The 21443-nt window shown below is 64.4% G+C and carries 11 protein-coding genes, 1 pseudogene and 1 riboswitch; of the genes and pseudogenes, 6 read left to right on the forward strand and 6 right to left on the reverse strand.

Translation table 11 applies throughout. From position 1 onward, the window contains the following. Positions 1-289 precede the first annotated feature (289 nt). Positions 290-8916 (forward strand): annotated as a pseudogene (locus ACQVLG_RS09615) (glycoside hydrolase family 94 protein). Here ACQVLG_RS09615 and ACQVLG_RS09620 read toward each other — a convergent pair. Next, positions 8913-9116 (reverse strand): hypothetical protein, encoded by a 204-nt coding sequence (locus tag ACQVLG_RS09620; RefSeq protein ID WP_230542343.1) that lies wholly within the window; start codon positions 9114-9116, stop codon positions 8913-8915. The pseudogene ACQVLG_RS09615 and the gene ACQVLG_RS09620 sit on opposite strands and share 4 nt — an antisense overlap. Positions 9117-9229: 113 nt before the next feature. After that, complete coding sequence (locus tag ACQVLG_RS09625) at positions 9230-9805, reverse strand: TMEM165/GDT1 family protein (RefSeq protein WP_474294207.1); 576 nt, start codon at positions 9803-9805, stop codon at positions 9230-9232. Positions 9806-9826: 21 nt separating this feature from the next. Further along, positions 9827-9996: riboswitch (yybP-ykoY riboswitch) on the reverse strand. 145 nt (positions 9997-10141) lie between these two features. On the opposite strand from ACQVLG_RS09625, the gene ACQVLG_RS09630 reads away from it, so the two are divergent. The 3 genes from ACQVLG_RS09630 to ACQVLG_RS09640 all read left to right on the forward strand — a co-directional run bounded on the left by ACQVLG_RS09630 (position 10142) and on the right by ACQVLG_RS09640 (position 16179). Further along, positions 10142-12541: a M1 family metallopeptidase gene (locus ACQVLG_RS09630; protein ID WP_474294209.1), complete on the forward strand. Its 2400-nt coding sequence runs from the start codon at positions 10142-10144 to the stop codon at positions 12539-12541. 118 nt (positions 12542-12659) lie between these two features. Beyond that, entirely contained in the window at positions 12660-14519 is a 1860-nt protein-coding gene (locus tag ACQVLG_RS09635; RefSeq protein ID WP_474294211.1) for a M1 family metallopeptidase, read from the forward strand. A gap of 22 nt (positions 14520-14541) precedes the next feature. Then, positions 14542-16179: a serine hydrolase gene (locus ACQVLG_RS09640; RefSeq protein ID WP_474294213.1), complete on the forward strand. Its 1638-nt coding sequence runs from the start codon at positions 14542-14544 to the stop codon at positions 16177-16179. Positions 16180-16224: 45 nt separating this feature from the next. Here the strand turns inward: ACQVLG_RS09640 and ACQVLG_RS09645 are convergent, their stop codons facing one another. Then, on the reverse strand, positions 16225-17052 hold the full coding sequence (locus ACQVLG_RS09645; protein WP_474294215.1) for a class I SAM-dependent methyltransferase: 828 nt from the start codon (positions 17050-17052) through the stop codon (positions 16225-16227). Between the two features lie 88 nt (positions 17053-17140). Continuing rightward, a complete protein-coding gene (locus ACQVLG_RS09650) occupies positions 17141-17797 on the reverse strand; it encodes a pyridoxamine 5'-phosphate oxidase family protein (RefSeq protein WP_230542335.1) in 657 nt (218 codons plus the stop codon). A 105-nt stretch (positions 17798-17902) separates the two neighbouring features. Between ACQVLG_RS09650 and pdxR the strand changes: the two genes are divergently transcribed. Beyond that, the gene (pdxR, locus tag ACQVLG_RS09655) at positions 17903-19408 is read left to right on the forward strand and encodes a MocR-like pyridoxine biosynthesis transcription factor PdxR (RefSeq protein WP_474294218.1); all 1506 of its coding nucleotides are present in this window, start codon (positions 17903-17905) and stop codon (positions 19406-19408) included. A gap of 31 nt (positions 19409-19439) precedes the next feature. After that, positions 19440-20048 carry a hypothetical protein gene (locus tag ACQVLG_RS09660; RefSeq protein WP_474294220.1) on the forward strand — a complete coding sequence of 203 codons (609 nt, stop codon included), beginning with the start codon at positions 19440-19442 and terminating at the stop codon, positions 20046-20048. Between the two features lie 29 nt (positions 20049-20077). Here the strand turns inward: ACQVLG_RS09660 and ACQVLG_RS09665 are convergent, their stop codons facing one another. Beyond that, complete coding sequence (locus ACQVLG_RS09665) at positions 20078-20857, reverse strand: spermine/spermidine synthase domain-containing protein (RefSeq protein WP_230542332.1); 780 nt, start codon at positions 20855-20857, stop codon at positions 20078-20080. A 59-nt stretch (positions 20858-20916) separates the two neighbouring features. Beyond that, positions 20917-21441, reverse strand: coding sequence for an FxDxF family PEP-CTERM protein (locus ACQVLG_RS09670; protein WP_230542331.1), 525 nt, complete (start codon positions 21439-21441; stop codon positions 20917-20919). Positions 21442-21443 lie beyond the last annotated feature (2 nt).

Consider the following 21443-nt stretch of genomic DNA (forward strand, 5'->3'; position numbering starts at 1 on the left):
TCTTGGCCGACATGTCGCCAAAGCGCCAGCTATGTACGCTAGCGCACGGTCTTGCCCGCGTCGCCCCCCTACGATGAAGTTCAGAAAATCTCCCTATACCCTGAGATTCGTCGCAACGCTCCGGCGCTTCGCTTTCCGTCTTCGCCAGTGTCCGATCGTGTTCTTCCAGACTGGGCCAGCGTGACGGTGGCCGCTGGCTGCTTGCGCGCACCTAGCGAGGCCCAAGTTGAAAGAGTACACAGCAGTAGTCACGCAACAGATCAAGGAACAGGTTTCCAAATTCAAGGAAATCTTCCGCGATCATTCCCTGGCACAAGATACGTTTGACGCCGCGCGCGACGATGCCTTGCCCCTGCGTTCCGAGTTGTTCAGCGCCATGCAGATGGCCGCCCACGGCAAGCACGTGGCCGCTGGCCATGCGGTGGGCAAGCACCATGGCCGCGACCGCCTGTTGGCGCGCCTGGCCGACAATGCGGCCCTGATCACGGCCACCGTCAACGAGTTAACGGCCACGGTGAAAAGCGGACGGCAGGTTACGCCCGCCTCGGAATGGCTGCTGGATAATTTTTACCTGATCGAAGAGCAAATCCGCACCACGCGGCGCCACCTGCCGAAGAACTACAGCAAGGAATTGCCACGGTTGAGTTCCGGCGTGGACGCGGGTTGTCCGCGCGTGTACAAGATCGCGCTGGAAATCATCTCGCACGGCGATGGCAGGGTCGACCTGGAAAACCTGTGCCATTTCATCGAGGCTTACCAGGACGTGGCCACCTTGACCCTGGGCGAATTGTGGGCCGTGCCCATCATCATGCTGCGCTTGGCCCTGATCGAAAACCTGCGCCGCGTCGCCGTGCGCGTGGCCGACGACCGCATGCAGCGCGACCTGGCCAATACCTGGGCCGACCAGATGACGGACATCGCCGAGCGCAATCCCAGCGGCTTGATCCTGCTGGTGGCCGACATGGCGCGCTCGAATCCGCCGATGACCAGCGCCTTCGTGGCCGAATTGTCGCGCCGCCTGCAGGGACAGAGTTCTTCGCTGACCCTGGCGCTGTCGTGGCTGACGCACAAGCTGGCCGAGTCGGGCCTCACCATCGAGCAGCAGATCCAGTCCGAGATCGGGCAACAGGCGGCCGACCAGGTATCGATCGCCAACAGCATCGGCAGCCTGCGTTTTCTCGGCACCATGGATTGGCAGGAATTCGTCGAGACCATGAGCGTGGTCGAGCAAACCCTGCGCCTGGACCCTGCCGGCACCTATGGCTTGATGGATTTCGCCACGCGCGACAGCTACCGCCACGCCATCGAACGCATCGCCAGGCGCAGCGCGCGCAGCGAAGTGGACGTGGCCGAGATGGTGGTGCAGCTGGCGCACACGCACGGCAACGGCAATGACGCGCGCCGCGGCCATATCGGCTTTTATTTGGTCGGGCGCGGCGTGCTGGTGCTGGAAAAGCAGGCCGGTGCGAAGCTGCCCTTCATCGAGGCGCTGCAGCATACGGCGCGCGCCGCGCCGCTGGCCGTCTATCTGGGCGCGATCTCGTTCCTGACCCTGGCGACGAGCGCCTTGCTGCTCGAGCGCGCCGTGCGCCATGGCCTGCAGGGCTGGCCCCTGGCGGCGCTGGGCGCGCTGGCGCTGCTGGGTAGCAGCCAACTGGCCGTCGCCGTGGTGAACTGGCTGGCAACCCTGATGACGTCGCCGCATCCGCTGCCGCGCATGGATTACCAGTCCGGCATTCCGTCCGATGCGCGCGGCATCGTCGTGGTGCCGACGCTGATCTACAGCCCGGAAAACGTGGCGACCCTATGCGAGGCGCTCGAAGTGCGTTATCTCGCCAACCGCGATCCGAACCTGCGTTTTTGCCTGCTGACGGATTTTGTCGACGCCGATGCGCAAACGATGCCCGGCGACGAGGCCCTGCTGCGCCAGGCGCAGGAGACCATCCGTGGCTTGAATGAGAAATACCGCGTGGAAGGCGCCGAATTCAAGGACAACGGCGACCCGGCCGACCCGGAAGAGCTGGGCCATGCGGGGCCGTTCCTGCTGCTGCACCGTCCGCGCCTGTGGAATTCGCAACAGAATGCGTGGATGGGGCAGGAGCGCAAGCGCGGCAAATTGTCCGACCTGCACGCCTTCCTGCGCGGCGGCGCGCGCGACAGATTCTCGCTGGTGGAAGGCGATTTGCGTGGCCTGCGCACGATCAAATACGTGATCACGCTCGACACCGATACGCAGCTGCCGCGCGACGCGGCGCGCGAATTCATCGCCACCATGATGCACCCCTTGAACCGTCCCGTGCTGGACGCGGCCGGCACGCGCGTGGTGGCCGGCTACGGCATTTTGCAGCCGCGCGTGGCCGTGGCGCTGCCCAGCGCGAACGCCTCGCGCTACGAGCTGCTGTGCGGCGGCGAGCCGGGCATCGACCCGTACACGCGCACCGTCTCCGACCTGTACCAGGACGTGTTTTATGAAGGCTCGTTCATCGGCAAGGGCATCTATGACCTCGACATGTTCGAGCGCGTGCTGGGCCAGCGCTTGCCCGACAATAAAATCCTCAGCCACGACCTGCTCGAAGGCTGCTACCTGCGCGCCGGTTTGCTCAGCGACTCGCAGCTGTACGAGGAATACCCGGCCCGCTACGACGCCGACGTCAGCCGCCGCCAGCGCTGGATCCGCGGCGACTGGCAGCTGATCGGCTGGCTGCTGGGCCGTGTGCCGGGCCGCGCCGGCAAGCGCGAACGCAATCCCCTGTCGATGCTGTCGCGCTGGAAGCTGTTCGACAACCTGCGCCGCAGCGTCGTGACCGGCCACCACCCTGTCGCTGCTGCTGGTATGGGGCTTCCTGCCGCACGTGGCGTTCTGGAGCGCGGCCGTGCTGGCCATCATCTTCCTGCCGCCCGTGTTTTCGGCCTTGTACGACCTGCTGCGCAAACCGCGCGACACCCTGTGGCGCCAGCATCTGGCCGCGTTCGAGCGGCGCTGCAGCGTGCAGTTCTCGCATGCCATGCTGACCCTCGTCTTCCTGCCCTACGAGGCGTGGATCAGCATGGACGCCATCGCGCGCACGCTGTGGCGACTGGGCGTATCGCACAAGCACTTGCTCGACTGGCGCGCGTCGAACCTGCACAGTTCTTCCGGTAGTCAAGCCGACAGCTGGCGCGCCATGTGGTGCTCGCCCGCGCTGGCGCTGGCCGCCTTTGCCGCCTTGCTGGCCTGGCGTCCGACAGCCTTGCCTGCCGCCGCCGTGGTGTTGCTGCTGTGGCTGGCAGCCCCCGCCATCGCCTGGTGGATCAGCCGCCCCATCGAGCGGGCCGTGGCGCGCCTGTCTGCCGAACAGGGGCGTTTTTTGCATGGTGTGGCGCGCAAGACCTGGGCGTATTTCGATACCTTCGTCGGGCCGGACGACCACTGGCTGCCGCCCGATAACATGCAGGAGCACCCGAACCTGGTGGTGGCGCACCGCACCTCGCCGACGAATATCGGCCTGGCGTTGCTGGCTAACCTGACGGCCTACGATTTCGGGTATGTGACCCTGGGCCAGCTGATCGAGCGCAGTCGCGCCACCCTGCACAGCATGGGCGAGCTGGAACGGTTTCAGGGCCACTTCTATAACTGGTACGACACGCAAACGCTCAAGGCGCTGCAGCCGATGTACATCTCGACGGTCGACAGCGGCAACCTGGCCGGCCATCTGCTGACCTTGCAGCCGGGACTGGTGGAACTGTATGACGCCCCGATCATCGGCGCGCAGGTGGTGCAAGGCATCCGCACGACGGCGCAGGTGCTGCAGGAGTTCATTGCCGCCGAAGGCGAGGGCAAGGCCATGCGCGAGAGCATGAGCCTGCTGCAGGCGCAGGCGGCACCGGCCAACCTGGCTGAATGGCATGCTTATCTCGCCGCCGCGAATGGAGCGGCCGATGCGCTGCTGTCGCTGACCCTGCAAAGCGAGGAAGGCGAGCTGTCCATGTGGGCGGGCGCGCTGGCGCGCCAGTGCCGCGCGGCGCTGGCCGAGTTGCTGCAGCTGGCGCCGTGGGCGGCGCAGGCCGGCATCGATGCGGCATGGCTGCGCGTGCCGACCCTGCGTGAGCTGGCCAACCTGGAAGCGCCGCAAGGCCTGCCTGGCGAGCTGGCCGCCTTGCTGGTGCAGGGACGCGAACAGGCGGGCCGCCACATGCGCGACATCGCCCACGCGGCGGGCCAGGCGCGCGACTTCGCGCAGATCGAATACGGCTTCCTGTACAACCCTTCGACCAAACTGCTGGCCATCGGCTACAACGTCAGCGAACGGCGCCTGGATCCCAGCTACTACGATTTGCTCGCTTCCGAAGTGCGCCTGGCCAGCTTCATCGCCATCGCCCAGGGGCAGTTGCCGCAGGAGCACTGGTTCGCCCTGGGCCGCCAGCTGTGTATGGTGGCGGGACAGCCCGTGCTGCTGTCGTGGAGCGGTTCCATGTTCGAGTACCTGATGCCGCTGCTGGTGATGCCGAACTACCCGAATACCCTGCTCGACCAGACCTACCACTCCGTCATCGAGGCGCAGATCGACTATGGCCGCCAGCGCGACGTGCCGTGGGGGATTTCCGAATCCGGCTACAACACCGTCGACGCCAGCCTGAACTACCAGTACCGCGCCTTCGGCGTGCCGGGCCTGGGCTTGAAGCGCGGCCTGGCCGACGACCTGGTGGTGGCGCCGTATGCCAGCATGATGGGGCTGATGGTGCAGCCGGAAGCGTCGTGCCAGAACCTGCAGCGCATGCAGGCGGCCGGCTACATGGGCCGCTACGGTTTTTTCGAAGCCGTCGATTCACCACGGCGCGTTTGCCGCGCGGGCAGAGCAGCGCCGTTATCCGCTCGTTCATGGTGCACCATCAGGGCATGGGCTTTCTGGCTCTCAGCTACCTGCTGCATGACCGCCCGATGCAGCGCCGCTTCGAGTCCGATCCGCTGCTGCAATCGGCCTTGCTGGTGCTGCAGGAACGCACGCCGCAGGCCGGTGCGTTTTACTCGAACACGGCCGAACTGGCGGTGCTGCGCAGCGGCGCGCCCGAGCAGGCCATGCCGATGCGCATCCTCACGCAGGCCAACAGTGCCGTACCCGAAACGCAGCTGCTGTCGAATGGCCGCTACCACGTCATGGTGAGCAATGCGGGTGGCAGCTACAGCCGCTGGAAAGACCTGTCCGTGACGCGCTGGCGCGAGGACAGCACGCGCGATAACTGGGGCAATTTCTGCTACCTGCGCGACCTCGACGACGGTGAAGTCTGGTCCACCACATACCAGCCGACCCTGGCCGAACCGAAGAAATATGAAGTGATCTTTTCGGAAGGCCGGGCCGAGTTCCGCCGCGCCGACCATGGCCTCGACCTGTACACGGAAATCGTCGTCTCGCCCGAGGACGACATCGAAATCCGGCGCACCCGCATCAGCAATAATTCGAACCGCCAGCGGCGTATCGAGATCACCAGTTTTGCCGAAGTGGTGATGGCGCCGGCGGCCGCCGACGCGGCCCATCCCGCGTTCAGCAAGCTGTTCGTGCAGACGGAAATCCTCGCGCCTGAAAATGCGATTTTATGCACGCGCCGGCCCCGCTCAAAAGATGAGCAGATGCCGTGGCTGCTGCATGTGATGACGGTGCACGATATCGACCAGTATGCCGTATCGTTCGAGACGGACCGCGCGCGCTTCATCGGCCGTGGCAACACGGCGCAGCTGCCGCAGGCGCTGCAGGAAGACGGTCCGCTCGGTGGCGGGCACGGTTCCGTGCTCGACCCCATCGTGGCCATCCGCTACGTCATCACGCTCGAACCCGACCAGGCCGTCACCATCGACAGCGTGACCGGCATGGTGGAGCAGCGCGAGGCGGCCCTGCACCTGATCGATAAATACCAGGACCGCCATCTGGCCGACCGCGTCTTCGAACTGGCCTGGACGCACAGCCAGGTGGTGCTGCGCCAGTTGAACGCCAGCGAAGCCGATGCGCAGTTGTATGCGCGCCTGGCCAATGCCGTGATTTATCCGAATGCGTCCCTGCGCGCCGAAGCCAGCATCCTGATCAAGAACCAGCGCGGCCAGTCGGGCCTGTGGGCGTATGCCATCTCGGGCGACCTGCCCATCGTGCTGCTGCAGATACGCGATGTGGCCAATATCGAACTGGCGCGCCAGATGGTGCAGGCGCATGCCTACTGGCGCCTGAAAGGGTTGGTGGTCGACCTGGTGATCTGGTACGAAGAGCAGTCGGGCTACCGCCAACTGCTGCACGACCAGATCATGGGCTTGATCGCCTCGGGCATCGACGCGCAGGCAATCGACCGCCCGGGCGGCATCTTCGTGCGCCTGGCCGAGCAGATCGCCAATGAAGACCGCATCTTGCTGCAATCGGTGGCGCGCGCCATCATCAGCGACTTGCGCGGCACCCTGGCCGAACAGGTCAAGCGTCCTCAGAGCCCCGTGCTGCGCATGCCGCCGCTGCTGCAGGACCCGGCGCGCGAGCATGGCGGCGTGCCGCACAGGGCGCCGCAGCGCGAGCTGATCCTGGAAAATGGCCTCGGCGGTTTCACGCCCGATGGGCGCGAATACGTGATTACCACGGCAGAAGGCAGGCAGACGCCGGCGCCGTGGTCGAACGTGCTGGCCAATGCACAATTCGGCACGGTGGTATCGGAAGCTGGCCAGGCATATACGTGGAGCGAGAATGCGCATGAATTCCGCCTCACGCCATGGCAGAACGACCCCGTGTCCGACCTGTCGGGCGAAGCGTTCTATGTGCGCGACGAGCAGACCGGCCAGTTCTGGTCGCCTTCGTCCCTGCCCGCGCGCGGCAGCGGCGACTACGTGACGCGCCACGGTTTCGGCTACAGCATTTTTGAACACAGCGAGGGCGGCATCGCCACGGAATTGTGCACTTATGTGGCGCTCGATGCGGCCGTCAAATACTCGGTGATCAAGGTGCGCAACGACAGCGGCGTGCCGCGCCGCCTGTCCGTCACCGGTTACGTGGAATGGGTGATGGCCGACCTGCACGCCAAGTCCGGCATGCACGTGGCCACCGAAGTCGATACGATCAGTGGCGCCCTGTTTGCGCGCAATAACTACAACACGGAGTTTTCCGGCCGCGTCGGCTTTTTCAATACGGACGCCAGCATCCGTTCCATCACCTGCGACCGCAATGAATTCATCGGCCGCAACGGCAGCCTGGCGCAGCCGGCTGCGTTGCGCCGCGTGCGCCTGTCCGGCAAGGCGGGCACGGGACTCGATCCGTGCGCGGCGATCCAGGTGCCGTTCGAGCTGCAGCCGGGGCAGGAGCGCGAAATCGTCTTCCTGCTCGGCGTGGGCGGGCGCCGCAATGCCGACGCCAGCACCATGGTACAGCGCCATGCGGGCAAGGATGCGGCCCGCAGTGCGCTCGACGCGGTGCGCGCGCACTGGGAAAGCACCCTGGGGGCCGTGCGCATCGAAACACCCGACCCGTCGCTGGACGTGATCGCCAATGGCTGGCTGATGTACCAGACCATCGCCTGCCGTTTGTGGGCGCGCAGCGGCTATTACCAGTCGGGCGGCGCCTACGGTTTCCGCGACCAGCTGCAAGACGCGATGGCCATGATCCACACGGCGCCGCAGCTGCTGCGTGGCCACTTGCTGCTGTGCGCCGCGCACCAGTTTGTCGAAGGCGACGTGCAGCACTGGTGGCATCCGCCGTCGGACCGGGGCGTGCGCACGCATTGCTCCGACGATTACCTGTGGCTGCCGCTGGCCGCCTGCCGCTACGTGATCGCCACGGGCGACGTCAACGTGCTGTCGGAAGTGGCCCCTTCATCGAGGGCCGCGCCGTCAAGCCGGAAGAGGATTCGTATTACGACCTGCCTGTGCGCTCGGGCGAGTCGGCCGACCTGTACGAGCATTGCGTGCGCGCCATCCGCCATGGCCTGCGCCTGGGCGTGCACGGTTTGCCGCTGATCGGTTCCTGCGACTGGAATGACGGCATGGACAAGGTGGGCGAGCATGGCAAGGGCGAGAGCGTGTGGCTGGCCTTCTTCCTGTACGAAGTGCTGCAGCGCTTCGTCGAAGTGGCCGTGCTGCGCGGCGACGCGGCTTTCGCCCAGTTCTGCCGTGACGAAGCCGTGAAACTGGCGGCCAATGTCGAGGAACACGCGTGGGATGGCGAGTGGTACCGGCGCGCGTATTTCGACGACGGCACGCCATTGGGATCGCACACGAACGAGGAATGCCAGATCGATTCCATTTCGCAAAGCTGGGGCGTGCTGTCGGGCGCCGCCAGCAAGGAGCGGGTCGCCGGCGCCATGCGCCAGGTCGATGCGCGCCTCGTGCGCCGCGACTCCGGGGTGATCCAGCTGCTCGATCCGCCGTTCGACAAGTCCGACCTCAATCCCGGCTATATCCGTGGCTACGTGCCGGGCGTGCGCGAGAACGGCGGGCAGTACACGCATGCGGCCATCTGGACGGCGATGGCGTTCGCCCGCATGGGCGATGGCGACAAGGCGTGGGAGCTGCTGCGCATGATCAATCCCGTGCGCCATGGCGTCGACGCGCAGGCGGTGGCGCGCTACAAGGTGGAACCGTACGTGGTGACGGCCGACGTGTATGCCGTGGCGCCACACGTGGGGCGCGGTGGCTGGAGCTGGTACACGGGGTCGTCGGGCTGGCTGTACCGGCTGATCGTCGAATCCCTGCTCGGTCTGACGCGGGAAGCGAACGTGCTGCGTCTGGCGCCGGCCATGCCGGCCGAATGGCGCACGTTCAAGCTGCATTACCGTTTCGGCGCCAGCAGCTATGCCATCACGGTGGAACAGGCGCAAGGGCGGCCGGGAGGACTGTCGCTCGATGGCGTGGCGCAGGAAGGCAACAGCATCGCCCTGCGCGACGAGGGCCGCGAGTATGTGGTGCTATTGCTGGTCTAGTCTTGCCACGTGTCGTGTTCGGGACGGCGCCGTCCGAGCAGCAGGATCAGGCCGGCGCCCAGCAGCAACAGGTCGCGTGTGCGTACTTCGGGCGCAGATTGCGTTGCCGCATGGTGGTTCATGGGTGACGCCGTGGCGGCGGGGAGCAGGCAGGTACAGGCGGCCAGGCACAGCGCCGCCATCTTTCCGTTCAAATGCATACATTCCTCAAAAAAGCGCGCTGGCCGTTCGGGATCAGCGCGCCAGTGTTCATGTCGCCGACATTGTAATTATGAACATTAACATTGTAAATGAGAAATTATTTGAGGTTGCCTCAGAAGCCCAGAGCCGCGCCCGCCCCCAGCAGGGTGGCCACGCCCAGTACGGCAAAGATCAAGGCGGCGATGCCATGCACCAGGCGCAGCGGGACGCGGTTGGCGATCCTGTCGCCCAGGTAGACGGCCGGCACGTTGGCCAGCATCATGCCGAAGGTGGTGCCCAGCACGACGGAAACGATGTCGTGGTAGCGCGCTGCCAGCGCCACGGTCGCCACCTGCGTCTTGTCGCCCATTTCCGCCATGAAGAAGGCGATCAGGGTGGTCAGGAAGACGCCATACCTGGCCAGCTTCGTCTCGTCTTCATCGAGCTTGTCGGGAATCAGGGTCCAGGCGGCCATGGCCAAAAAGGAGACGCCCAGCACCCAGCGCAGCACGTCCGGGCCCAGCATGCCGGTGATCCAGGCGCCGACGGCGGCGGCAAACGCGTGGTTGGCGACGGTGGCGACGAAAATGGCCAGCACGATGGGTAACGGTTTGCGGAATTTGGCGGCCAGCAGAAAGGCCAGGAGTTGGGTTTTGTCGCCGATTTCAGCGAGACCGACGATGCCGGTGGAGATGAGGAATGCTTCCATGAGATTGCAAGAGGTACGCGGGCCGGACGAATTAACCAATGATCCACGGGCGACTCCGGCCCATGCGGCCGCCCTGGATCAATGGTCTCGTCAAGTTCTGCAACCACCTGCACCATGGCCTGCGGGCCAATTATGTTGATACAGGTTCCCGCGGCAGGACCGCGGGACGACTACTCCCCAATGTTCGAGGCGCATCATACGCCAATGCCCGTGCCGGCGCCAGTGCCGCCGGGGCATGGCACTGGCTGGTGTGTGGGACTTCCACAACAATGAGCGATTTGCAAACAGACTCGACTTAGAATGCAGTCTGTCCACGACTCCCAGATGGAATGCGCCATGCCGGTCCTTGTCCGCTTGCTTGCCTTGTGCCTGACCTTGTTTGCTCCCTTGCCCGGCCTGTGCGCCGCCGCGCCCTTCGACGACAAGTTCCGCCAGCTGGAAGAATTGCTGCCCACGCCGAACAGCTACCGCACGGCGTCCGGCGCGCCCCCGGGCACGCTACTACTGCAGCAGCAGCGTGCCGATTACGTGATCCGCGCCACGCTCGATGAGGCCCGGCGCGCCATCACGGCCAGCGAACAGATCACCTATCACAACCGCTCGCCCGACAGCCTCGCGTATCTGTGGCTGCAGCTGGACCAGAATGGCTTGCGCCAGGATGCCGACCAGCGCCGCGTTCTGAGCGCGCCGTCGCGCCAGGCCTGGCTGAGCGGCAACGAAGACGAAGCGCTGAAATTCGAAGACTTGCGCGCCCTCCATGCTGGGCGCGAATTTGACGGAGGCTTCCAGCTCACCGCCGTGAAAGCGGCCAGCGGCAAGCCGCTGCCGCATGTCGTCAACCAGACCATGCTGCGCATCGATTTGCCGGTGGCGCTGGCGCCCGGCCAGAGCATCACGTTCAATATCGACTGGTCGTATCGGATCAATGACCAGAAGGTGCTCGTCGAGCGCTCCGGCTATGAGTATTTTGAAGACGACAAGAACACGATTTTTCAGATCGCGCAGTGGTTCCCCCGCATGGCTGCGTATTACGACGCCGTTGGCTGGCAGCACAAGCAGTTCCTCGGCTCCGGCGAATTCACCTTGGAGTTTGGCGACTACGAGCTGTACCTGACGGTGCCGGGCGACCACGTGGTGGCCGCCACGGGTGAGCTGCAGAATCCTGCGGCCGTGTTGAGCACGGCGCAGCGCGAACGCCTGGCGCGGGCAAAAACCAGCGCTGCGCCGCTGCTGGTGGTCACGCCCGCCGAGGCGCTGGCGGCGGAAAAAGGCAAGCCAACGGGGATGAAAACCTGGCACTTCAAGGCGGCCAATGTGCGCGACGTGGCGTGGGCCTCGAGCCGCAAGTTCATCTGGGATGCGCAGGGACTGGACAGCGGCGGCAAGCGCGTGATGGCCATGTCCTACTATCCGAACGAGGGCAATCCGCTGTGGCAGCAGTACAGCACGCGCGCCGTCGTGCACGCGATCGAGCAGTACAACAAGTACAGTTTCGACTATCCGTATCCGAATGCGATTTCCGTCAACGGCGCCGTGGGCGGCATGGAGTATCCGATGATTGCGTTCAATGGCGGGCGTCCCGTGAAGGACAAGAAGACGGGGGAACTTACGTATTCGAAGACGGCCAAATATGACCTGATCGGCGTGATCATCCATGAAGTGGGCCACAATTATTTCCCCATGATCGTCAACTCGGACGAGCGCCAGTGGACGTGGATGGACGAGGGTCTCAACTCCTTCCTGCAGTACCTGGCCGAGCAGGCGTGGGAAGAGCATTTCCCGTCCTGGAATGGCGAGCCGCGCAAGATCGTCGACTACATGCGCAGCCAGAATCAGGTGCCCATCATGACCAATTCCGAGTCCCTGCTGCAGTTCACGGCGAACGCCTACGATAAGCCGGCCACGGCCCTCAACATCCTGCGCGAAACCATCCTCGGGCGCGAACTGTTCGACTTCGCCTTCAAGCAGTACGCCTTGCGCTGGAAGTTCAAGCGCCCGACGCCGGCCGATTTTTTCCGCACCATGGAAGACGCTTCCGGCACGGACCTGGACTGGTTCTGGCGCGGCTGGTTCTATACCACCGATGCGGTCGACATCAGCATCGACGGCATCAGCGAATATGGCGTGAGCACGAAGAATCCGGAAACGGAAAAGGCGTGGAAGAAGGCGCAGAAGGCGGCGCAGCCCATCTCGATCTCGGACCAGCGCAACAAGGCGCTGCCGAAGAAGGTCGACATCGATCCGGCGCTGAAGGATTTCTATAACCGTCACGATGAATTCACGGTCACCAACAAGGACCGCAACAGCTATGCGGAAGAGCAGGAAACGCTGGAACCATGGGAGCGAAAACTGCTGGAGCAGCGCAACATGGGCAAGCATCTGTACCTGGTTGATTTTTCGAATCTCGGCGGCCTGGTGATGCCGCTGATCCTGGAAATCGAACTGAAAAGCGGCAAGAAGATCATCGAACGGGTGCCGGCCGAAGTGTGGCGCTACGCGCCGCACAAGATCAGCAAGGTGATCATCACGGACGAGCCGATGGTGGGGCTGGTGCAGGACCCGTACTGGGAGACGGCCGACATCGACACCAGCAACAACGCCTGGCCGAGAAAAATCACGCCGTCGCGCCTGGAACTGTTCAAGCTGGACCGCGACAAGAACAACCTGATGAAGGATTTGAATACGCCGCTGAAGGCGCCCGAGGCCAAGGCCGAAGTCCGGCCAGATACGAAATAGGTAAACAGCGCCGGCCCGCCCGGCGCTTTTTTCTGCCGGCCTGCGCCGGAAGTGCTATTCTGCGCGACGCCCCGGCGCACACGGACCGGGGCTTTCGCAAATCATTCAAAAGACGACCATGCAAACTTTGACCTTCCTGCGCGCGCTGGGCTGTGCGCTACTTTGCCAGGTGACCCTGGCCGCGCACGCCGATCCCCTCAGCTATGCGCGCTACGACCAGGTGCGCACGCGCGACCTGCAGCTGGACCTGAAAGCCGATTTCAAGCAAAAGACCCTTTCCGGCTATGCCGAGCTGTCCTTGAACTGGATCGACCCGGCGGCACGCACCCTGGTGCTCGATACGCGCGATCTGTCGATCGCGAAAGTGCAGGTGCAGGACAAGCGCGGCGCATGGCAGATGGCGCCGTATCAGCTGGACAAGGCCGATCCGGAAAAGGGTCAGGCGCTGCGTATCACCACCACGGGCCAGCCGGGCAAGGTGCGCGTCTACTATCACACGGCACCAAACGCCATCGCGCTGCAGTGGCTCACGCCGCAGCAAACCATGTCGGGCAAGCTGCCTTTCATGTTCAGCCAGTCGCAAAGCATTAACGCCCGCTCGTGGGTGCCGTCGCAGGATACGCCGGCCGTGCGTTTTACCTACAGCGCGCGCATCGATGCGCCAGCGGGCATGCGCGTCGTGATGAGCGCCGAGAATGACGAGAAGGCGACGGGCAAGGGCGGCTGGAAATTCAGGATGCCGCAGCCGATTCCATCGTACCTGCTGGCCATTGCCATCGGCGAACTGGAAGTGCGCAAGCTCGGTCCCCGCTCCGCCGTGTATGCCGAGCCACCGCGTATCAAGGCGGCCGAATATGAGCTGGCCGATACGGAAAAGATGATTCAGGCAGCCGAGGCGCTGTATGGCCCGTATGGATGGGGACGCTACGACATGATCGTGCTGCCGCCATCGTTCCCCTACGGCGGCATGGAAAACCCGCGCCTGACCTTCCTCACGCCGACCATGATCGCGGGCGACCGCAGCCTGGTCGACCTGATCGCGCATGAACTGGCCCACTCGTGGTCGGGCAACCTGGTCACCAACGCCTCGTGGAAGCACATGTGGCTCAACGAAGGTTTCACCACCTATGTCACCACGCGCATCGTCGAGCAGTTGTATGGCAGCGAAGTGGCGCAGATGGGCGTGCAGGTCGACCAGGAAGAACTGGCCGCCTCGATCAAGGAACTGCCGGCGGCGAAAACGGCGCTGATCACGCGCGATGCGGACGCCAATCCGGCGGAAACGTATACGGACGACGGCATCATCTACCCGAAAGGCGCCTGGTTTCTGGCCACCATGGAGCGCCGTGCCGGCCGCGCCGTGTTCGATCCTTTCCTGCGCGGCTGGTTCGACCAGCACGCGTTCCAGAGCGTGACGACGGAGCAGTTCATCGCCTACCTGCGCAAGAACCTGCTGGCGCAGCATCCGGACGTGATGCCGCCAGCGGAACTCGATGAATGGCTGTATGGCACGGGCGTGCCGGCCAGCGCGCAGCGCGTCGTCTCGCCGCGCCTGGCGCTGCTCGACCAGCACCGCGACGCCTGGCTCAAAGGCGAGCTGGCGACCAAGGACCTGGGCATGGACAAGTGGATCGCCATCGAGTCGATGCATTTCCTGAACGACATCAACAACAAGGCCAGCGCGGCGCAATTGCGAGAGCTGGACCAGGCGTATGGCGTGGGCAAGAGCGGCAACAATGAAGTGGCCTACCGCTTCTACCTGGCCTCCGTGAACGCCGGCTACGACGTGCGCCAGCCCTTGCAGGCATTCCTGCTGAGCGTGGGCCGCCAGAAGTTCGTCGTGCCGCTGTACAGCGCCTTGATGAAGACGCCGCAAGGCCATGCCTGGGCCAAGGACGTGTATGCGCAGGCGCGCGAACGCTACCACCCGGTGACGCAGGAAAGCGTCGATAAATTGATGGCCGCGCAAGCGCATTGAACCTTCTCTGGATATCCTGACCATGCATACCCTGAACCGTCTCGCCGCCGCCATCGTGCTGGCGTTTTCCAGCATCGCCGTGCCAGCGCTGGCAGCCGATGCAGTAGCCGTCGTCGCAGCAGCGCCCGCGCCCGCGCCGGCCTTCGATCTTGAGCGCGACGTGGCCACCGCCCTGAAAGTGTTCGACGTGCCCGGCATGGCGATTGCCATCGTCAAGGATGGCAAGGTCGTCACCGCCAGGGGCTTTGGCGTGCGCAAGCTGGGCGAACCGGCCGCCGTCGATGCGCAGACCCTGTTCGAAGTGGCATCGAATTCGAAGGGTTTTACGGCCGCCGCGCTGGCCATGCTGGTCGACGAGGGCAAGCTGGCCTGGGACGATCCGGTTACGAAGCACCTGCCCGGCTTCCAGATGCACGATTCCTACGTGACGGGCGCCATGACCATCCGCGATTTGCTGACGCACCGCAGCGGCCTGGGGCTGGGCGCCGGCGACTTGCTGTGGTGGCCCACCACCACGTTCAGCACCGACGAGATCATCGAGAAGCTGCGCTACATCCGTCCGGCCACGAGTTTTCGCAACAGCTATGCCTACGATAACCTGCTGTACATCGTGGCCGGCAAGATCATCGCCGATAAGGCGGGGAAAAGCTGGGGCGAGGCCATGCACGAACGCATCCTGGCACCGCTGGGCATGACGGGCACCACCACCAGCCTGGCCGAGAATGCGGGCAAGCCCGACGTCGCCAGTGCGCACAGCAAGATCGACGGCAAGATCGCCGCCGTCAAGTCGATGCCCGTGCCGAACGCCGTGGGCGCCGTCGGCATCAACACGAATGCGGAAGACATCGCCAAGTGGATGATGGTGCTGCTCGATGGCGGCAAGATCGCCGGCGTGCAGGGCAAGGATGGCAAGGAAGCGCGCCTGTTCAGTGAAAAGCAGGGCCGCGAGATGTGGACGGCGCAGACGCCGATCAAGATTGCCGAGCCGAAGCCGGCGCTGGCCGCGACGAAACCGAACTTCAGCGCATATGGCCTGGGCTTCCAGCTGCGCGACTACAAGGGCATGAAGGTCGCCATGCACGGCGGCGCGCTGCAGGGATTTTATTCGCGCGTGGTGATGGTGCCGGAAGCGAAACTGGGCGTGGCCATCCTCACCAATGCGGAAAATGGCGGTTCGATGACGGCGCTGCAATGGCGCATCCTCGACCATTACCTGCAGGTGGCGCCGTCGGACTGGCTGGCGCTGGTGGCCAAGGTGGAGCAGGACCAGCATGCGGAAGAAGTGAAAAAGCAGGGCAAGGCGTCGAGCGCGCGCGCGGCGAAATCGCAGCCGTCGCTGCCGCTGGCGGCGTATGACGGCGAGTATGAAGACGCCTGGTACGGCAAGGTCGTGATCAAGCCGGAAGGGAAAAAACATATCCTCAGTTTTACGCGCACGCCGGACCTGACGGGCGAGCTGGAACACTGGCAGCACGACACCTTCATCGTGCGCTGGAAAGAGCGCAACTTCAATGCCGACGCCTACGTGACGTTTTCGCTCAATCCCGATGGCAGCATCGACAGGGTAAAAATGGTGCCCGTGTCGGCCGAGACGGACTTCAGCTACGATTTTCAGGACTTGAGCCTGGTGCCGGTGAAGCCGAAGGAAGCAACGAAATAAAGCGGTAGGTCGGGTTAGCGCGCAGCGCGTAACCCGACACTCTCACTATGGCTTGACGAACTTCAAGGTCATGCGGTCGCTCTCGCCGATGGCCGTGTACTTGTCGCGCTCCACATCCTTGTTGGCGTAGGTGGGCGGCAGGGCCCAGACGCCGCCCTGGTGGTCGGCCTTGTCCTTCGGATTGGCGTTGATCTCCGATTTGGCCGCCAGCTTGAAGCCTGCGCCTTCGGCCAGCTTGATCACGTACGCTTCGTGCATGTAGCCGCTGCTGGCCGTGGCATCCTGCACCTTGCTGGCGGGCAGGCGGTGCTCGACGACGCCGAACACGCCGCCCGGTTTCAGGCTGTCATACACTTGCTTGAACAGGATTTGCATGCCTTCGTCGCCGATCGGTATCCAGTTGTGGATATTGCGGAAGGTAAGCACCATGTCGGCCGTGCCCTTGGGCGCGATGCGGTAGGTGGTGGGCGGGGCGAAGGCGCCGATTTGCACCTTGCCGAAAGCGGCCGGGTTGGCGTCGAGTTTTTGCTGGAAGCGCGCCGCGCCACGGCGTGCGCCTTCGCTGGCGGACTGCGGGTCGTTGCCGGCCGCGATCAGCTTGCCATGCTCGCGCAGGTAGGGCGCGAGGATCTCCGTGTACCAGCCGCCGCCCGGCGCCAGTTCCACCACCGTCATGCTCGGCTTGATGCCGAAGAACGTCAGCGTTTCATACGGGTGGCGGGCGCCATCGCGCGTGACGTTGGCCGGCGTGCGCGCACTGCCGGCAATGGCCGCCTTCAGGGCCGCATCGCCCGTGTTGGCTGCCAGCGCCGCGCCGCTGCCGCCGCAGGCCAGCATGGCCGTCAGGGCCGCGGCCAGGGATACTCGCTTCATCATCATATGCTCCATGCGTGATTGGATCGGTTGGTGAATTGGTGGCGATCGCCATCAATGCCGATCATCGGGCAAGCACGCCGGACGGTCAAGCGGATTCCGTGCTCCAGGCGGCGGCATACGCGGGCAGGTCGCTGGTGTTGAGCGCATCGGCGATGGCCGCGCCACGGCCGTGCGTAAACGGCAGTTCGCCCGTCCAGACGGCATGCGCCATGTCGCCAGCGTCGTCCAGCGGGCCCCCTTTGCGCTGCTTGACGGCGCATTCCTCGAGCGCGATGCGCAGCACTGTGGTGGCCGCGTATTCCTTGGCGCTGCCGCCGCGCACGTGCGCCAGGCGTCCCGGCGCCAGCTTTTCCATCAGCGCATCCATGGCCGCATGCTGCTGGCCGATATCGCTTACTTTCTTGAACTGCCCATAGATCATCGCCGAGCGGTAGTTCATCGTGTGGTTGAAGGCGGAGCGCGCCAGCACCAGAGCGTCGAGATGGGTCACCGTCACGCAGACGTCGCTATCCTGCAGGCGCTTGAGCATGCGGCTGCCGTTCGAGCCATGGATGTACAGGTGGCCGTCAATGCGCCAGCAGGCGGTCGGGATGCAATGGCTGCCCTTGTCGTCGTGGAAGGCGATATGGCACAGGTAGGCGGCATCGAGGATGGCGTGCACGGTGGCTTGCTCGTAGCTGGCCAGTTCGGCGACGCGGCGCACGCGGGTACGGGGGCTGGGAGGCAGGGCGGTAGCGGTCATGGCGGAAGTCCGGTTGGTTGAAGAAGCAGGCCGCACTATAATCGGCATCTGGCCCTGAAAAAAGATCCAGACCTGATGAATAATTTGGAGCCACAAAGGAGGCGCATGGATTTTGCCTTGCTGTTGGGCGCGTTCGAGCGCACGCACCGCGAGCGGGGCTGGCCGCGCCAGCGCCTGTTGCATGAATGCCTGCGCGCGGCGATCCGCGGCGGCCAGCTGGCGCCCGGCACGCGGCTGGCCGCCACGCGCGTACTGGCGGCCGAACTGGGCGTGGCGCGCAATACCGTGTTGTACGCCTACGAGCAGCTGGCCAGCGAAGGGTTTGTTTTGCCGGACCGGCGCGGCACCGTCGTCGCTGGCAGCGCTGGTGCGGCGTTGGCGCCGCCGACCGAAGGTAACGAGGATGGCCTGTCGCGCCGCGCCCGGCATTTGCGCGGGGTGGGGGGGCAGGATGTGAATGCGGCGCTGGTGTTTCCCGCTGACGCCATGGGGGCGTTCGCGCCCGGCGTGCCGGCGCTCGATGAATTTCCGCTGGCGCAGTGGCGGCGCATGCTGGACCGCGCGTGGCGCGCGCTGACGCCGCGCCAGCTCAATTATGGCGACCCTGCCGGCGAGCCGCAGCTGCGCATGGCCATCGCCGATCATTTGCGCGCCGCGCGCGGTGTCGTCTGCGAGGCGGGCCAGGTGTTCATCACGGACGGCACGCAAAGCAGTCTCGATGTCTGCCTGCGCGCCTTTGCCGACCAGGGCGATACCTTGTGGATCGAGCATCCCGGCTATGGCGGCGCGCTGGCGGCGGGCCGTGGCGCCGGCTTGCAGGTGACGGGCATCGCCGTCGACATGGAAGGCATCGCGCCGACGGATCAAGACTGGCGCGATACGCCGCCGCGCCTGATCTATACCACGCCGTCGCACCAGTATCCGACGGGCAGCGTGCTCAGTCCCGCGCGCCGCATGGCGCTGCTTGAACACGCGCGCGCGGCGGGTGCCCTGATCATCGAAGACGATTACGACAGCGAATTTCGCCATGGCGGGCCGCCCCTGGCTGCCATGCAGGGACTGGTGGCCGACGCGCCCGTCGTGTATCTGGGCACCTTCAGCAAGACCATGTTTCCCGCTTTGCGCCTGGCCTTTATCGTCGTGCCGGCGGCGCTGGCCAGGGCCTTCGCGCAGATGCAGGCACAGGGCGCCGCACGGGGGCGCGTGGCCGAACAGCTGGCGCTGGCCGAGTTCCTGCGCAGCGGCCTGTTTGCGCGCCACGTGCGCCGCATGCGCAGGCTGTATCGGCAGCGCCGCGACGCCTTGAGCGAGGCCCTGCAGCGCCATGCGTGCGCGGGCGCGGCCATCCATGGCGGCACGGCCGGCATGCACCTGGCGCTGCGTTTTCACGATAGCGCATGGGATGACCTGGCACTGAGCCGCCGCGCCGCGCAGGACGGCATCGTGGCGCTGGCGCTGTCGGCGCACGGCACGGGGGACGGGGCGGGCTGGAACGGTTTTCTGCTCGGTTATGCGCAGGTGCCGGCCGAGAACATGGATGGCCTGGCGCGCCGCCTGGGCGCAGTGCTTGCGCAAGCTGGCGCGGCTGGACAGGCGAAGTTGGCACAATAGGCTTTTGCCAAGCCGCGGAAGAGGACTGCCCATGATACTGAGCTGGAAAGCCCCGATTTATTACAATGACAAACTCACCGGTTCCTACGACAAGGAACGTGGGTCGTATGAGACGGCTGGCTCGAACTTCGACTACCTGAACCTGCTACAGGGGGCGCCTTTCCCGCCCGGCATGGACAAGCCACCCGTGCATTTTGTCTGTCCCAGGGAGCGGCTATTGAAATATGACTGTCTGTGGCTGCCCGGCGAGGTGCCGCTGGTCTCGGCCCGCCTGGCTGAGTTCCTCGCCGGCGCCGCCGGCCAGGACATGCAATTGCTCGCCCCCGCCTGCATCATGGCGGGCGGTGAAGCGGTGGAGCAGCCGTTTTACATCGTGAATGCGACGCAACATATACAGGCGGTGGTGGACCTCGAGCGTTCAGTCGCGGAAAAGGATGACAAGGGCAACATCATCTACTTCACGAGCAGGTTTTTCCGCGACGATGCAATGGCGCCCAGGCAGATCGCCAGGGATGCGCAATCGGGCGACCTGTTGATTTCCAGCCAGCTCGCTGGCCTGATGACGGCCGCGCGCTTCAAGGGCGACAGGAAGCTGGGATTTTATCGCGCCGAAGGAAGATGGGAAGAGGTTCCTGAATGAGATCGCACGGGCGCCGCGCCTGATGGGGTTTAATGTTGGTCCTGCATCCACTGCTTCAAGCCGTTGACCCAGTTCTTGGCGGGCAGGTTGAACTGTTTCTTGATGGTAGCGGCGCGTTCATATAAATCGCTGAAGTCGAGCGATGGCGATTTTTTGAAGGCCAGCACGACGATGTTTTCATCTTCCATTTCCGGCACCCAGACGACGGCGTCGAACACCAGTTCCATCGCCTGCAAGTTCTTGTCGTAGTTGGGGAAGTCGCCGAAGACATTCGTGCACATGATGCCGTCGTCCGTCAGGCAGTCATAGCAAGCCTGGTAGAACTCGGGCGTGTCGAGCACGGGGCCGCGCGCATCCTCGTCGTACAGATCCACTTGCAGCGCATCGACCGTGCCGTGGTTGGCGGGGTCGAGCACGAAGTCGAGCGCATTCATTTCGCGCACGTCCAGGCGCGCGTCGTTCGGCGGCAGTGCAAACTGGGCGCCGCAGATGGCGATCACGTTTGGATTGAGTTCGATGGCCGTGACCGTGGCGTCGGGAAAGCGGCGGTAGCTGAATTTGGTCAGCGCGGCACTGCCCAGGCCCAGTTGCACGATGCGTTTTGGCTGCGTCTTGAACAGCATCCACATCATCATCATCTGCACGTATTCGAGTTCGATGGCATCGGGTTTATCCAGGCGCATGGCGCCTTGCACCCACTTGGTACCCAGGTGCAGGTAGCGGATGCCGCGGTGCTCGGTGGTGGTGGCTGGCGGGTGTCCAGGGTGGCTGAAAGCGGTGTGGCTGGTGGAGGTAAAGTCGGTCGTCATGGCGGCAGTTTAGCAGCCAGCTGAAAAAAAGACGCCGCAGCGTCTTTTGGGAGGGGAGCTCAAGATTGCTTGCGGCGTCGCGCCAGGAAGCCCAGTACGCCCAGGCCAGCCAGCAGCATGCCATACGTTTCCGGTTCGGGAACCGGGGCCAGGTTCAGGTTGAAGGTGCCGCCATAGCTGCCGCCATTGCTGCTGCCCATGACAGTGAGAACCATGGGACCGTTGAACAGCAGACTGGTTTGTGCCAGTATTTCGCCCTGGGCATAGCCAAAGACGGTGGGGCCGCCAAAGCCCGTCAGGGCGATGCCGTTCAGGTTGGCTCCGCTGAAGTTGATGGCGGAAGCGTCGCTGCCCGTGACCGACAGGTTGGCCAGGAAGGCTTGCGCGGTCGAGCCGAAAGTCGCATCGGGTGTGAAGGTGAAGGTGTCGGTAAAGTCGCCGAGCGGATTGGGCGTGGCGTTGAAGCCGCCCGTCCACAGGTTGCCGGTGGTGTTGGTCAGGTCCACGTTGTACGCTGTTGCCTGCGCTACGCCGATGGAAGCCGCGCTCAAGAGTGCTACTGCGATGAGTGATTTCAGTTTCATGT

It is taken from the genome of Janthinobacterium sp. TPC_1 (assembly GCF_056037845.1).